At 37.2% G+C, this 14,972-nt stretch carries 18 protein-coding genes, 1 tRNA gene and 1 other annotated feature; of the genes, 5 read left to right on the forward strand and 14 right to left on the reverse strand.

Features of this window, described 5'->3' with window-relative positions; translation table 11 throughout:
• Positions 1–41 precede the first annotated feature (41 nt).
• Complete coding sequence (locus QZ413_RS08685; protein ID WP_297079322.1) at positions 42–656, forward strand: 50S ribosomal protein L25/general stress protein Ctc; 615 nt, start codon at positions 42–44, stop codon at positions 654–656.
• A gap of 165 nt (positions 657–821) precedes the next feature.
• Positions 822–1,682 (forward strand): helix-turn-helix domain-containing protein, encoded by an 861-nt coding sequence (locus tag QZ413_RS08690; RefSeq protein ID WP_297079324.1) that lies wholly within the window; start codon positions 822–824, stop codon positions 1,680–1,682.
• Positions 1,683–1,707: 25 nt separating this feature from the next.
• On the opposite strand, the gene QZ413_RS08695 is transcribed toward QZ413_RS08690, so the two are convergent.
• On the reverse strand, positions 1,708–1,830 hold the full coding sequence (locus tag QZ413_RS08695; protein WP_297079327.1) for a hypothetical protein: 123 nt from the start codon (positions 1,828–1,830) through the stop codon (positions 1,708–1,710).
• A 129-nt stretch (positions 1,831–1,959) separates the two neighbouring features.
• On the opposite strand from QZ413_RS08695, the gene QZ413_RS08700 reads away from it, so the two are divergent.
• A complete protein-coding gene (locus tag QZ413_RS08700) occupies positions 1,960–2,580 on the forward strand; it encodes a hypothetical protein (protein WP_297079329.1) in 621 nt (206 codons plus the stop codon).
• A gap of 114 nt (positions 2,581–2,694) precedes the next feature.
• Here QZ413_RS08700 and QZ413_RS08705 read toward each other — a convergent pair whose 3' ends face one another.
• The 13 genes from QZ413_RS08705 to QZ413_RS08765 form a co-directional block, all read right to left on the reverse strand.
• A complete protein-coding gene (locus tag QZ413_RS08705) occupies positions 2,695–3,798 on the reverse strand; it encodes an NADH-dependent flavin oxidoreductase (protein ID WP_297079331.1) in 1,104 nt (367 codons plus the stop codon).
• Positions 3,799–3,895: 97 nt separating this feature from the next.
• Entirely contained in the window at positions 3,896–4,702 is an 807-nt protein-coding gene (locus tag QZ413_RS08710) for a hypothetical protein (protein WP_297079333.1), read from the reverse strand.
• A 123-nt stretch (positions 4,703–4,825) separates the two neighbouring features.
• On the reverse strand, positions 4,826–5,674 hold the full coding sequence (locus QZ413_RS08715) for a MetQ/NlpA family ABC transporter substrate-binding protein (RefSeq protein ID WP_297079335.1): 849 nt from the start codon (positions 5,672–5,674) through the stop codon (positions 4,826–4,828).
• Between the two features lie 15 nt (positions 5,675–5,689).
• The gene (locus tag QZ413_RS08720; RefSeq protein WP_297079337.1) at positions 5,690–6,376 is read right to left on the reverse strand and encodes a methionine ABC transporter permease; all 687 of its coding nucleotides are present in this window, start codon (positions 6,374–6,376) and stop codon (positions 5,690–5,692) included.
• Entirely contained in the window at positions 6,369–7,400 is a 1,032-nt protein-coding gene (locus QZ413_RS08725) for a methionine ABC transporter ATP-binding protein (protein WP_297079339.1), read from the reverse strand. Before QZ413_RS08725 ends, QZ413_RS08720 begins: the two co-directional genes overlap by 8 nt.
• 93 nt (positions 7,401–7,493) lie before the next feature.
• Positions 7,494–7,737 (reverse strand) — a binding site (T-box leader).
• A 57-nt stretch (positions 7,738–7,794) separates the two neighbouring features.
• Complete coding sequence (locus QZ413_RS08730) at positions 7,795–8,133, reverse strand: glycine cleavage system protein H (protein WP_297079341.1); 339 nt, start codon at positions 8,131–8,133, stop codon at positions 7,795–7,797.
• Complete coding sequence (locus QZ413_RS08735; RefSeq protein ID WP_297079343.1) at positions 8,115–8,489, reverse strand: arsenate reductase family protein; 375 nt, start codon at positions 8,487–8,489, stop codon at positions 8,115–8,117. Before QZ413_RS08735 ends, QZ413_RS08730 begins: the two co-directional genes overlap by 19 nt.
• A 34-nt stretch (positions 8,490–8,523) precedes the next feature.
• Complete coding sequence (locus QZ413_RS08740; protein ID WP_297079345.1) at positions 8,524–9,702, reverse strand: FtsW/RodA/SpoVE family cell cycle protein; 1,179 nt, start codon at positions 9,700–9,702, stop codon at positions 8,524–8,526.
• A gap of 110 nt (positions 9,703–9,812) precedes the next feature.
• Positions 9,813–10,172: a hypothetical protein gene (locus QZ413_RS08745; protein ID WP_297079346.1), complete on the reverse strand. Its 360-nt coding sequence runs from the start codon at positions 10,170–10,172 to the stop codon at positions 9,813–9,815.
• Positions 10,173–10,242: 70 nt separating this feature from the next.
• Positions 10,243–10,315 (reverse strand) — tRNA-Thr (locus tag QZ413_RS08750).
• Positions 10,316–10,427: 112 nt separating this feature from the next.
• Positions 10,428–11,792 carry an APC family permease gene (locus tag QZ413_RS08755; RefSeq protein WP_297079349.1) on the reverse strand — a complete coding sequence of 455 codons (1,365 nt, stop codon included), beginning with the start codon at positions 11,790–11,792 and terminating at the stop codon, positions 10,428–10,430.
• A gap of 12 nt (positions 11,793–11,804) precedes the next feature.
• Positions 11,805–13,166 (reverse strand): APC family permease, encoded by a 1,362-nt coding sequence (locus tag QZ413_RS08760; protein ID WP_297079351.1) that lies wholly within the window; start codon positions 13,164–13,166, stop codon positions 11,805–11,807.
• Positions 13,167–13,181: 15 nt separating this feature from the next.
• Positions 13,182–13,937, reverse strand: a complete 756-nt coding sequence (locus QZ413_RS08765; protein WP_297079353.1) for a gamma-glutamyl-gamma-aminobutyrate hydrolase family protein — start codon at positions 13,935–13,937, stop codon at positions 13,182–13,184.
• A 288-nt stretch (positions 13,938–14,225) separates the two neighbouring features.
• On the opposite strand from QZ413_RS08765, the gene QZ413_RS08770 reads away from it, so the two are divergent.
• Both QZ413_RS08770 and QZ413_RS08775 read left to right on the forward strand, forming a co-directional pair.
• Positions 14,226–14,351 carry a hypothetical protein gene (locus QZ413_RS08770; protein WP_297079354.1) on the forward strand — a complete coding sequence of 42 codons (126 nt, stop codon included), beginning with the start codon at positions 14,226–14,228 and terminating at the stop codon, positions 14,349–14,351.
• Positions 14,348–14,962 carry a DUF4230 domain-containing protein gene (locus QZ413_RS08775; protein ID WP_297079356.1) on the forward strand — a complete coding sequence of 205 codons (615 nt, stop codon included), beginning with the start codon at positions 14,348–14,350 and terminating at the stop codon, positions 14,960–14,962. Before QZ413_RS08770 ends, QZ413_RS08775 begins: the two co-directional genes overlap by 4 nt.
• Positions 14,963–14,972: the final 10 nt, after the last annotated feature.

Genomic DNA, 14,972 nt, shown 5'->3' on the forward strand with positions numbered 1-14,972 from the left:
TAAAGTGTCTTCGGACCCAATTTTCTAGGAGGAATTTAATTATGTCAGTTTCACTAAAAGCAAGTAAAAGAGAAGTTCGCCCCCGTTCATTACGTAACCAATTACGTCACGAAGGTAAAGTACCTGCAATCGTAAATGGTTATAAAATCGAAAGTACACCAATCGCAGTTGATGCAAGTCAATTAGAAAAAGTATTACGCGAAAATGGTGTGAATACTGTAATCACTTTAGATTTAGACGGTAAAAAAGTAAATACATTAATCCATAACTATACTTCAGATACCTTCAAAGGTAACTTAACTCACGTTGAGTTCTTATCTGTAAACATGAAAGAAGTAACAGAAGTTGAAGCCGAAGTTGTTGTTGTCGGTGAAGCTGTCGGCGTGAAAGAAGGCGGCGTGTTAACTCAAACATTATACAACGTAACCGTTGCAGCAACTCCAGATAACTTACCAGAACGCGTAGAAATCGACGTAACAGACCTTAAGATCGGCGATGCGTACACAGTAGCTGACCTTAAAGCAGACGGTGACTACGAAATCACTTCAGATAAAGAAGAACAAGTTGTTTCAGTAACTGAACCTCAAGTAGAAGAAGAAACTGAAGAAACAACTGAAGCTGCTGAACCAGAAGTAATCGGCGAAGACGCAGAATAATTAAAGAATCGCAATAGCTAGAATAACCAACCCCCGCAACTAGTCAAAAACTATTTGCGGGGGTTTTTTGATCTTTCAAAATTCGCATTTTTTTTCGCGATTTTGAAAGATCAAATTAAATATATAATGTTATATTTAATAAAAAAGGAAAGGAAGCGTTTTTTTATGATTGAATATTTATTGACGACTACTGAAAAAAAACGTTTAAATCTTTGGGTCACTCGACTTGCTTTAACTGATATTGAACAAGATGAAGCTTTATCTTCTTATTTAATAGAACTACGCTATTTATTACAACCTAAAGGAATCTTCCAATTGTTAAAACATTTAGCTTATTATCCAATCACCGACCTGAAACTAATTTGTCAAAAGTTGTCTATTAGTTCGTCTACTGCACGTCGTTATCTATATGCACTAAAAAATTATCTTCACACCTACACCATTCAATTACATACAAAAGGTGCAATTTATTTAATCGGTGATGAACTACTGATCCGCTCCCTCCTACTCCCTTATTTCATATTAGATTCTATTGAAGAAAATACTATAGTCACTCCTAGTGTCTTATTTAGCCAAATCAAATTATTCCAAATGATTCGTATCCGTTCTAATCGTTCTCTCCTTGATCGAAAAACACCAATTAGAAGAATCGACAGTTATCTATTTGTCAGTGAGCAAGGATTTAGTTACATGTGGGAACAACTTTTGGGCATTCGTGAAATCACGACTTTAGCTAACGAACTTCCTCAGAAGCATTCATTTACAGGCAACTATGCACTAGGTGTGCAAAATAAGTTACTTGTCTTTTTTCATCAACTAAACATCCTAGCTAATTGTTATTGCTTTGATCAAAAAGCGCAGCAATTCTATTCATTACTTATTAAACGCTACGAATATGCCTCTTACGTACTGCCTTTCAACCTAAAAGACCCGCTAGCTTTATTTGCACTCACTTGTTTCTTTGAACCGATTTACCCTAATTTGCTTTCTTTAGATACTTTCATTAAAAAACAAAAAACTAGCTAATCGAGTACGATTAGCTAGTTTTTCTTTAAATCAATCGATCTGGCATCATGATATTTAGAAATTCCATGACACCATTTTGTAAGTATAGATCTTGCTGGTCATTTAAGACTTTACTTGTCAAATGGGAGTCCATTACCTGATAAGCCATTTCTAAACCGTTACATAGTCATATTATGACTACACAAAATGTTATAATTTTTATTATTTTCTAAAATTATTTTAAACACTAGATAAGGAGAAACATTATATGAAAAGACCAAAAAGGATGATGAGGAAAATGAGTACCTTTAAAAAAGGGCTATTTGGATTGATAACATTTATGGCAATGGGAATTGTGATGATCGTTTCAACTGTCACAGCTTATGCGGATGATTGGATAAATGTAGTCCGTATGTATAATCCGAATTCTGGTGAACATTTCTACACAATGAGCACCAACGAACGAAATTCTTTATATCTGATTGGTTGGCACTACGAAGGCGTTTCATGGGCTGCACCTTCAACGGGTGATACGATTTATCGTGTGTATAATCCTAATAATGGTGATCATCATTATACGATGTCATTAGGCGAGAAAGACCATTTAGTAAAAGTAGGATGGCGTTATGAAGGTACAGCTTGGAAAAGTGCCGATTCTAAGGGTACTCCGATTTATCGTGTGTATAATCCTAATGCAAAAGGCCCTGGTAGTCATTTGTATACAGCCGATGTAAATGAAAAGAATGTTCTATCGAAATCTGGTTGGAAGTATGAGGGGATTGCATGGTATGCAGCTGGATTACAAAGTGGAAACATTAGCCCATTACCAACAAAACCTGGAAATACCCAAGACGATGAAAATAAATCAGGTTTAGTTGGAACTATTCAAGATGGACTTGATTGGTCAAACCCCCATTAATAAGTATAACGGAAGACGGTTTATGACCGTCTTCCTTTTTTTGTGTAAACACTGTAATAACAAAAACAGCCTAAACTAATCATTTAAGATCAGCTTAGGCTGTGTTTATGTTTATTAAATCAACCGATCTGGCATCATGATATTTAGAAATTCCATGACACCATTTTGTAAATATAGATCTTGTTGGTCATAACTTGAGATGGTTTGTTTGATCAAATCTTCTTGGTCATTTAAGACTTTATTTGGCCAATGTGGATCGATCAAGATCGCGCGCCCGATTGCGACTAGATCTGCTGAAGCTAGAACAGTTTGGGCATCGGCTTTGCTGTGGACTTCTCCGACACCGATCAATGGGACACGATGATCGATTGCTTGATAGACCATTTCTAACATCGTATGTTCTTGATGGTTTTCATCGATCGATTTACGTTTATAATCAGATAACGAGATATGCAAGTAGTCGAGTTCTTTTTGTGCCAATTGATCCACTAAGAATAGTGTATCTTCAATGCTGATCCCTGGTTTTTCAAATTCTTCTGGCGAGAAGCGATAACCAACAATAAAGTTTTCAACTTGCTCTTCTTCTACTACTGACAGTACTTCATCGACTAATACGTCAATAAAGTGGTAACGTTTTTCAAGTGTGCCGCCCCATGCATCATTGCGACGATTTGAATGCGGAGAGAAGAATTGTTGGATAATGTAGGTATTTGCTCCATGTAATTCCACGCCATCAAAACCAGCTTGGATCGCGCGTTTTGTGGCTGCTTTAAAGTTTTCGATCAAGGCTAAGATTTCTGCTTCGGTGATCTCACGTGGAGTTTCAGCATTTGGACGCTCTGCTGCTACAGCACTCGCTGAAATAGGTTGGGTACCACGTAATACACTAGAATCGGTCATACGACCAGCATGGAATAGTTGTAAAATTGCTTTCGTACCATTTTGTTGAATCGTATTGGCTAGTTTGGTTAGACCAGGAATATGTTTATCGTCACTTACTGCTAACTCACCTTCCCAACCCTTACCGTCATCTTGTACGTTCGCCGCAGCAGTGATCACTGCACCAACTTCACCTGAACGTAGTCCATAATAATTTAGTTCATCTGTCGTTACGACACCATCGTAAAATGACATTTTCGTCGTCATCGGTGCCATGACAATTCTATTTTTTAATGTCACACCACGTTTGAACGTGATCGGATCATTTAATTTTGTCATGAAAACAAGCTCCTTTTATACTAATAGTTTATTTCACACCAAAAGAATAGTATAAAATCTAAAATTACACAACTAAAGTAACTTAAACAATTCAAAATTAAAGTTCTAAAATATCTTCTATTGGAAGATTAAAATAATTTTCTACTGTGTCACGTGCCATCAACTTATAAGTATAGTTGTATTTACCATCTATAACTTGTAAAGATTTGCCATCTTTAGCTAATCTTAAATGAAATAAGTTTCCCTGATAATTTTGAGATGTAAGATTTAAATATCCATCCTCCTCGAAAACTCGAATATTTTGTAGCTTCCTTCTATATACTGCTTTAGTGTCGGTTTTGGATATCATCATATATTTGTCAATCGAAAAAATACCGTCAGAATTAGGTATCCCCCATAGTCCGACAAAGCCACTTACTGAGTATCCAACTTTCGTCGCATACCAACCAACTCCTTCATTTTTCCAGCCGGTACGTACTAAACTTGTTTGTTCTGCTTGATTGGTCGTATAATTATGGCTTCCAGCTTGAGCATTAGGATTGTATGCTCGATACAGAGGGACTGTCTTATTAACATCTGAGTACCAGCCAATTCCCTCGTAACTCCAACCTTTAGATACTAAAAGATTTTTTTCATTACCATTCATTGTATAATGATGATCCCCTGAATTTCGATTGTATACGCGATACACAGGTTGTCCGCTGTCTGGTGCATCCCAACCTACTCCTTCATATAGCCAGCCTGCTTTTATTAAAACATTTTTTTCAACCATATTTTTAGTATAAAAATGTTCACCACTATTTGGATTGTACAAACGTTGCATTTCGGCTGCATTTGCTTTTGAAGCAAATCCAAACAATAAACTCATTCCTAAAACTGATCCCAACACCCAATTTTTCTTCATTTTTTCATCCCTCTCATATTTAATTAAATTTATTATATCATCCTATATATCTACAATATTCATATCCAAAAAAAACTCCCACAACTCGTTTCCTATCCAAACGAATTGTGGGAGTGTGTTACCTTATTTTGAGTCAGCTGGGACGATTTTGATTGAGCCATTCCATTTGTCTTGTACGTATTTTTCTACGTCTTCAGAGTGTAAGGCTTCGATCAATTTTTTGATTTTATCTTCGTTTTCATCGCCTTTACGAACTGCAATGATATTTACGTATGGTGTGTTGTCTTTTTCTAATAATACAGCATCTTTAGCAGGAACTAAATCGATTCCTAATGCATAGTTAGCATTGATAGCAACTAGATCTGCTTCATCATTTTTATACGTTGCCGCAAGTAGTGAAGGATCGATATCATGTTTGAATTTCAAATCTTTAGGGTTTTCTGCGATATCATCAAATGTTGCCGTTTCTTTATCGACGCCATCTTTTAATTTGATCAATTCATTGTCTTCTAAGATTGTCAAAATACGACCCCAATCAGATTCTGAATTTGACGTAATGATCGTTGCGCCATCTTTTAAGTCTTTAATATCTTTGATACGTTGAGAATACAAGCCCATTGGCTCTAAATGAACGGCACCAGCATTAACCAAGTCAAACCCATTGTCTTTGTTGGCTTTATTTAAGTATGGGATGTGTTGAAAGTAGTTCGCTTCGATGTCACCTGCGGCCAAGGCCTTATTTGGTAAAACATAGTCATCAAAAATTTGGATCTGTAAATCGATTCCTTCTTTTTTCAAGATCGGTTTTGCTTGTTCTAAAATCTCTGCATGTGGTGTCGCTGAAGCTCCGACTTTTAATACTTTATCGTCACTGTTGCCCTTTGATGTGTCATCTGAGCTTGAATTCCCGCAAGCTGCTAACCCTACAACTGCTACTGCAATTGTCACGAAACCTAATAATTTTTTCTTCATGTGTAATTCCCCCTATTATCGTTTGTCTGTACGTTTTGTTAAATAATCTCCAATTGCTTGGATAATAAATACGATTACTAAAATCAAAGCTGTTGCGACCAAAGTAATTGTATAATTACTACGTTGATACCCTTCTTGCCAAGCGACCGCTCCTAAACCACCGGCACCGACTGCTCCGGCAATTGCCGTGTAGCCGATCATCGTGATCGTGGTCACTGTCACACCAGAAATTAGTGAAGGTAAACTTTCTGGAATCAAGATCTTATAGATAATCTCACCATAGCTTGCCCCCATTGCCTCAGCTGCTTCTAATACTCCTGCATCGACTTCACGAAATGAAATCTCGACTAGACGCGCATAAAACGGTGTCGCTGAAAGTACCAAAGCTGGAATCGCCGCTGTTGCACCTAAAAAGGTCCCGACTAAAATCGTGGTCACTGGAATCAACAGTACGATCAAAATCATAAATGGCGTTGAGCGAAAAATATTACTAATGATTGAAACGATCGTATAAATAAGTTTAGATGACGTAGATGATTTGCGTCCTAATGTGTATAAGGCAAGCCCTAGAAGCAAACCTAAGATAACTACTAGAATAGTCGAAATGATCGTCATATAAAGCGTGTTGTATATGGACACACTCATCGTCGACCAATTGACTTTTTCAAAGTTGAAATACGTTTCGACAAATCCCTTATTCATGTGTAACCACCTCTGTTTCTACCTGTTTTGTTGCAAAAAATGCTAATGTATCTTCGATCGCAGATTCTGCACCTGTAATCAAGATCGTAAGGGAACCAAAGGCACCTTCTTTTGCTTGCTGGATTTTCCCGAAGACGACGTTGATATCGACTGGAAATTGGCGGATCGCTTGTGAGATGACAGGTTCATTGGCATTGTTTTCTTTAAACGTCAATGTCACGATACGTCCAGTTGGATTTTCTGTTAAGAAGGTTTGAAGTAATTCTTCATCTGCTTGCATCTCGATATTTTGACGAACAAAACGCTTCGTGATTGCTTCTTTAGGATGACGGAATACCTCGACGACCGTGCCTTCTTCAACGACCTGACCTTTTTCCATCACGGCGACTTTATTACAGATCTGACGCACCACATCCATTTCGTGTGTGATCAAGACGATCGTTAAGTGTAATTTTTCGTTAATTTCTTGTAAAAGATCCAAAACTTCTTCTGTCGTTTGAGGATCTAAGGCACTTGTTGCTTCATCGCAAAGTAAGATCTCTGGATCGTTTGCTAAAGCACGCGCGATTCCGACTCGTTGTTTTTGTCCGCCAGAAAGTTCAGAAGGATACGCTTTTTCGCGTCCTTCTAATCCAACTAGGGCCAATAATTCTAAAGCTTTTTCTGTTCGTTTCGCTTTAGAAACACCAGCTAATTCTAGTGGTAATTCCACATTTTCTTGTAAAGTACGTGACCAAAGTAAATTAAAATGTTGAAAGATCATTCCGATTTTTTTACGAAACGTTCTTAATTCTTTATTTTTTAATGCAGTCACACTTTGTCCATTGACGATCACTTCACCTGTACTTGGTAGTTCTAAACCATTTAACAAGCGAACCAACGTACTTTTTCCTGCTCCTGAATATCCGACGATCCCAAAGACATCTCCTTTATCGACTTCTAAAGAGACCCCATTTAAGGCATGGATCGTGTTGTCTTTTCGAGGATATGCTTTTGTTACGTTTTGTAGTTCAATAAATGCCATGATGCGTTCTCCTCCACTGCTGTTCTTTTCAATTTCGACTCTTTTTGTAAAATAGCTAAAAAAAAACTTTCATCCTTCGTACAACTAAATTGTACAAAGGACGAAAGTATCATTTCCGTGTTACCACCTTTATTCGCTGGATTTCCAGCCTCACAAGTACTTAGAGAAACTCTCTGCATACTGTTACGCGTTAACGGGCGTATCCCGTAGTGGCTTGTCCGAAAACTCACCATCTCTGCTCTAAAGACCATTTTCTAAACCACTTCCAGACTCCTTTTCAGCAACCGGAGCTCTCTAAACTTTCAGTGAAATATACTTATCTTTTCATTGCTTTTTAATATTAAGCAGATTATAACAAGCTCTCATGAACCTGTCAAATGTTTCTTGAAGTTTTTTATAAAGCTTCAAAAGCAGCCGGATCAACATCTTTTAAACTGATGAACCAAGCATTTAGTTCATCTTGATCGTTTAAGACATCGATATTTTCATCAATTTTCTCATTGATGGAAGATACGACACCTGCTAAAGGACTTACAAATTCATTCACCGCTTTTTCAGCTTCGACTTCTAAGATCGTATCGCCTACTTCAACTACTTTACCCGCTTTAGGTAAAGTCGCAAACGTTACATCCCCTAATTCTTCTTGTGCTTCATTTGTTAAGCCAAGACAATATTCTGTTCCGTTGAACAAAATCCAAACATTATCTTTTTTCTTTAAGCATTTTTTTTCCATTCTTCTACGATCCCTTCATAGACTTCTTCTTTAAAGCCATTTAATACAAATTCATCATTTTTCAAAATAATCGGACGTTTCAATAACATTCCATCTGAAGCTAAGATCTCACTAGCTTCTTCTAAGGATAAATCATTAAGTTGATCTTTTAAGCCTAATTCGCGATAACGTTTGCCGCTTGTATTAAAAAAGCGACGTAACGGTAACTCACTAGACGTCATCCAATTTTTGATTTCAGTTGCAGATGGAGTCTGTGTAACGATATCGATCAACTCTACATTATCTAATCGACCACTTAAATACACCATTGCTTTTTTACATGTCGAACACTTTGGATAACCATATACGGTAACCATGCTTTTGTCTCCCTTTCCCCTAAAACGCTCGTTTTTATTTCGTACTCGCTTGAAAACGCATCGATAAAATCAATCCGATCCCAATCATATTACTTAGTAATGCTGATCCACCTTGGCTAATAAAAGGTAATGGTATCCCTGTTAATGGTAACAGCCCAATATTTGCCCCGATGTTTTCAAATACGTGGAACAAGATCATCATGATAATCCCAGCTGAGATATACGCATAAAATTCATTATTCGTATCATAACACACTCGAATCATTCGATAGATCAATACAAAATATAAAAAGACAACTAGCGCACTGCCGATAAATCCGAAGTTTTCCCCAATCACAGAAAAAATCATATCAGATTCACGAACGGATACATAGATATCACTCACATTGAAACCTTTTCCTAACAATCCTCCAGATCCAATCGCCATAATCGAAGTGGCTACCTGTCTAGAGCTCCCCTGGATGTCGTGGAAAGGATCCAACCATGAGTCGATCCGTTTAAATTGGTACGCTTTAAACCCAAAATGATATAAAAAGTCGCGGCCGTTGTCACTCACCACTAAAAATAAGATGATTCCGCTCAAAATCAAGAACGTCGCAATCAGCGGCACCACGATTTTCCACGTAATGCCAGACATCAAAAAGATCCCACCAAAAATCGCCAAGAAGACGAGCATCGTTCCGAAATCTTTTTGTAGTAAAACTAAAAGTAAAACTGGTAGTGTCACTGCAAACATTTTGCCGATCAACGTAGCATCTGATGCCAGATTACGCTGTCGATATTTTGAATTATGAGACGTTACGATACGTGCCATCATCAAAATATACGCAATCTTCATTAGTTCAGCAGGTTGTAAGGTAAACCCACCAAAGTGAAACCAGTTTCTTGATCCAGTGGATTCTGCTAGAGAGCGGTCATAAAATTCCAGCAAGGCTAACATGATGACCAGACCTCCACCGTAGATATAAGGCGTCAACTTCCACAACCATTTTGATTTGATTTGCATAATAATAATAACAGCAATAATGCCTAAAACATACCATAATGCTTGCTTTGCGACACCAGCAAATAAACTTCCTTTATACAAAGGATTTTGTGCATAGGCGACATATAGCGCACCTAGACCAATCAAACAAAGAAGAAAGACTGGTAAGATGACGCCATAGTCGATGCGGCTGTCTATTCTTTTTGTTGTTCTGCGATTATTTTCCATGAATTCTCTCTTTCTCTTTTTTTCTACATGCTCTTTTCCATTATAGACCTAGTAATTCTAGATTGAAAAGAGAAGTTTAAAAGATGAATAAAAATTTACAGTTTCATTTCTTAATCATGAAATCGTTTATTCATTATTTTCTGAAAATCGTCTTTACGTGAGATAAATTTGAACATCAAATAGACCGCTCCAGCAAGTAAGAGCGTAATGGCATAAGCGAGATTACCGTGCCAGAAACTATTCATATTGATCAATGCGATCAACGTCAGCACTAACCAGTAATAGGCTAGAATTCGTCTAAAGATGCCCTTAGGACCAATTTTTGCAAAATACCGATTCCATTTATCTAAAGTCATCTTTTGTAAATCACGCTTGATTCGAAAATGAAGCATCATTAAACCAACAGCTAAAACACTTGCTAATTTAATACTGATCACAAACACAAGTAGTGTGCCTAAAATAAACCACATCTAAAATTCCTCCTTTACTTGTGTAAAAAATAAAAATGTTGACCATCATCAGATGATCAACATTCTCTAATGCCAGCTGCAGGGATCGAACCTGTGACCTACGCGTTACGAGTGCGTTGCTCTACCTACTGAGCTAAGCTGGCAAACTACACTCTAAATTATAAAAAAGTTTCACTTGTTTGTAAAGACTAAGTACTTGAAAACCCAACAAAAAAACAGAATGATCCTACCTGAATCATTCTGTCGTTTTAGTTGTTATTTAGTTGGATTTTGTTTGTGTACACTCGTCGATTCTTCTTTATTTTTGATTGATGTCATATAAACGATCGTTCCTACTACAAACACCGCAACAATAATAAGTAATGCCATCATTTGGATATTTGTAAGAAGATACAATGAAATAATCAAGGCAATGATCGGAATCGTATAGCCACCTTTTAATGAAAAACCATTATTTGGATATTGTTTAGTATGTTTAAATTTCATAACGGCTAAAATAGAAGGCACGTATTGAATAAACGATACGATGACGATACAAGCAACTAAAAAGATATAGCTAAACGAAGTCATCACCATACTGATCAATGAAGATACGATCACTGCTACGATTGGTGCACCATATTTGTTTGTTTTTGCTAAAACGCTAGGCAATAAATGATGTTCATCGGCTAAAGAAGCTGCAAGGGTCGGTGTACTAAAAGATACTGCAAAGGCTACACCAAAAATCGATACGATCATCCCAACGATGACGATCGAGTACGCCCATGATCCGACTGTTGATTGCATCGCTTGAGCGATCGGCAATGTGTATTCAGTGATTTTTGGTCCCAAGATCCCAATAGCGATCGCTTGGACTAAAACATAGATGATCGTCACACTAGACATCACTAAGATCAAGGCTTTCGGAATATTTTTTTCAGGATTATCCATTTGTGCCGCTGCCACTGGAATAAATGAAAAACCAGTAAACATATAAAAGACGACACTAAATCCTGCACCAAAATCTTTCATTACGTCGCTTGCATTCTTTGCACTTGTGGGGATGAATGGTGAAAAATAATGTGTATGCACAAAGAACACACCAATAACTAAAAAGAAAACTAATGTAATGATTTTAAATGCTGAAGAGATATTATCGACCCACTTCACCATACCTGTTCCAAAATAATTGATAATTGCCAAAATAATAATCAAGCCAATAGGAAATACCACTTCGATCACACTATTTTTCATCGCGGGTACGATCGGTTTTAAGGTACGCAATAACGCTACGACTTCAGCTGAGAGCGTCAGACAACCTAAAAACCAAGAGAACAATCCGATTTGAAACCCTGTAAATTTTCCAAAAGCATTGTACGAATACAGCCATGCTGCTCCTGATCCTGAAAAACGACTCGATAAATCAGCATAACATAATGCAACCATACTCACAGTGATCGCCGCCATCAATAAGACAAAGATACTCATTACGCCGCTATCTTTATAGATTTGTTGTGGAAGCAAAAATGCTCCAGAACCGACAATTGCATTGATCCCTAAAAAATAGATCGAGAAAAAGCTAAGTTTTTTTTGTGGCTGTTTCTTCGACACAAGCGATGTTTGGATTTCTCCAGCTGCCATGATGCATTCCTCCTATTCTTTTTTCGTACTAACTGGACTGACTGCGTTATGATCAAATCGAGCTTCTGCTAGGTAAATGATCACGCCGACAACAAAAACACTCACTGCAACTAAAATCACTTTAAAGTTAAATCCTACTAATAAATACATTGAACCAATCAACGCTAAAATCGGAATCGTATAGCCTCCTGGCAAATGGAATCCTTGTGTTGGGAATTCCTTATTGTTGTGAAATTTCATTGTTGCTAAAATCGTTGGAATGTATTGCACGAAATTCGCACATACCATACACGTTGCTAAAAAGACATAGCTACCAGTCAACAGTAAGAGTGAACTGATCACGACCGTCAATAAAATCGAAATATACGGCGCATCGTAACGATTGGTTTTTCCAAAGAATTTAGGCAATAAATGGTGCTCATCAGACAATGATGACGCGATGATCGGAACATCAAATGAAGAAGCAAAAGCTACACCAAACGTTGAAATCGTACTACCAGCAATGATGACATAATACCCCCAACTACCTAACATATGGCGCATGGCTTCAGCTACGGGAATCGTCGTTTTCGCTAATCCTGAGCCCAATACTCCAATAGCTAAAGCTTGAACAACTACATAGATCGTCATAACAGATAACATGATTGTAACCAACGCTTTTGGCAGATTTTTCTGAGGATTATTCATTTTACGCGCTGCGATCGGTAAAAATGAGAATCCCGTAAACATGTAAAAGACAACACTATACGTATTACTAACGCTCTTAAATAAGCCACTTGAAGAATCCATACGTTCTGGAACCAATGGCGAAAAATTGCTGAATTTCAAGAAAAAGACACCTACGATAATAAATAATACAACTGTAAGTAACTTCAAACCAGAAGAAAGATTGCTAACAAATTTCACTGAATTGACACCAAATAAATTAATAATACCTAAAAGGACAATAAAACCAATTCCAAACCCGAGCGAAATCCATTGATTGGCTAAACTTGGAATCATATTTTTAAAAATACGAATCAAAGCAGCAATCTCAGCGGAAATCGAAACGACTCCGGCAAACCACATGAAAAAGCCGACTTCAAATCCGACAAATTTTCCATAAGCATGATAGGAATACAGCCATGCTCCCCCTGACTCAGAGAAACGGCCAGATAAATCAGCGTAACATAGCGCAATCAACAACGTCGAGATCCCCGCAGCAATAATACAAACGAGTCCCCACATGACACCTGCATCTTGATAGATTTGTTGTGGGAGTAAAAATGTTCCCGAACCAATGATTCCGTTGATTCCTAAAAGAAAAATCGAGAAAAACGATAATTTTTTCATTGAACTGACTGCCTGTTTGGCAGTAGGTTTTGCTTGTGCCATGAGAGAACTCCTTTCTTATTGAATCCGAGCGGCAACTCGTTGGATAAAGTCACGATAGATATCTAACATTTGCGGATTTTCTGGCCATAGATTTTCAGGGTGCCATTGTACAGCTAAAATTTGATCGTCCCCTTTACTTTCAACTGCTTCAACTAATCCATCTGGGCTTTGCGCCACAACTCGTAGTCCTTGCGCAACTTCATGAACCGCTTGATGATGACGTGAGTTTACAAATGCTTTCGTTCCAATCAAATTGGCTAGACGACTATCCGCTTCAACTTCAACATAATGAGATGGTTTATGAGCTGGAGTCGTCGCATTATAATTTTCATGCTTGATATAAAATTCTGGATGTTTGGTTTTGATATCTTGATATAAACTACCACCTAAAGCTACATTGATTAATTGGAATCCCCGACAATTTCCTAGAATCGCTTTGTCATTATGATATGCTGCCCGACAAAGTTCGATTTCAAAACGGTCTTTTTCAGTATCGAAATTACCACAACCCCATTCAGGATCTTCACCGTAAAATTGAGGATCGATATCTGCACCACCTACAAAATAAAACCCGTCAAAACAAGTTAAATATTCACGAATATTTTCTTCACGTACATCTTTATCTGGTATCGGCAAAATCGCAGGCAGTCCCCCGGCTTTTGTAATTGAGTCACAAACCGCACTCGTTGCGTAATCAGATTGGAACAGACTTAAAGCACTCGCATCTCTTAAAATGACGTCTGCTATAATCGCGATTCTTGGTTTTCTCATTTTTTGTTCCTCCTGTATAATCAATGTTTTTTTACATTGTTTACTTTATCACATGAAGATGATGCTTGGAGTGTGATTAAACAAACAGTTTTGTACGATAATCATGCAACCTTGTAAGGTACTAAAAAAGAGGCTGTGACAAAAGTAGATAGCTCTAAAAAATAAGCAGAATCATGCCGAGAATAGGTTTATCTATGATTTGAATCTTTAACTATACTAGTCTTTTTCTTTACAAAAAGTAGCGGCTTTTTGTACACTATCTACAATAACTATCGAAAGGAAATCTCAATGAAAAAAATCAGTATTCTTGCTACACTACTCGTCGTTTTTATCTTATTCTTTTTAAATCCTTTTTTAGCGATTTTAATTGGAGCACTCGCGGCTTTCTTCTTTAAAAAAGGTGGTACAAAATGAAGGTATTCAAAAAAATCTTAGGGTTTAAACTTTATTTATGGATCATCTTACTCCTCGCTTTGATAGCCTTAGTGGGGGTATTCTTTTTACGCAGCTCTTCTGGTACTTCAATTTCTTCATCACAATCCGTCGTAAAATATATTGAAGAGGTGAACGAACAAGTCTTCTTAAATGTTGGAATCGAACACGTCGAAACCAAAACCAATAATACAACGATCCCTTGGACAAAAATCGGAATTCCATTTTCAGAGAAAAAAGCATTGATCATCTTGAACTATCAAGCAAAGTTGGGAATCAAAGCTCCGGCTAAAATCGAAGAAATCTCTGAACATGCATATAAAATCACTTTGCCAAAATACGAAGTGATCGGTATCGAGCTCGATCCGGATAAACCTTACGAACTATACGATTCACAAGGCGAACTGTTAAGCTATTCGACAAAAGATGTCGACACTGGTGAGATTGTTGCAAAAACACTATCAAATAGTGTTCAAGAAAAATATCTTTCACAATACACCAAACAACTCAATGAATCTGCTAAAAATTACTATCAGACACTTTTAAAACCCCTTGATCCTGACATTCAACTTGAATTTGAATTTACAGAATAAAAAAAACGAC

Origin of the sequence: uncultured Enterococcus sp., assembly GCF_913775425.1 — a bacterium.
Lineage (GTDB): Bacteria > Bacillota > Bacilli > Lactobacillales > Enterococcaceae > Enterococcus_G.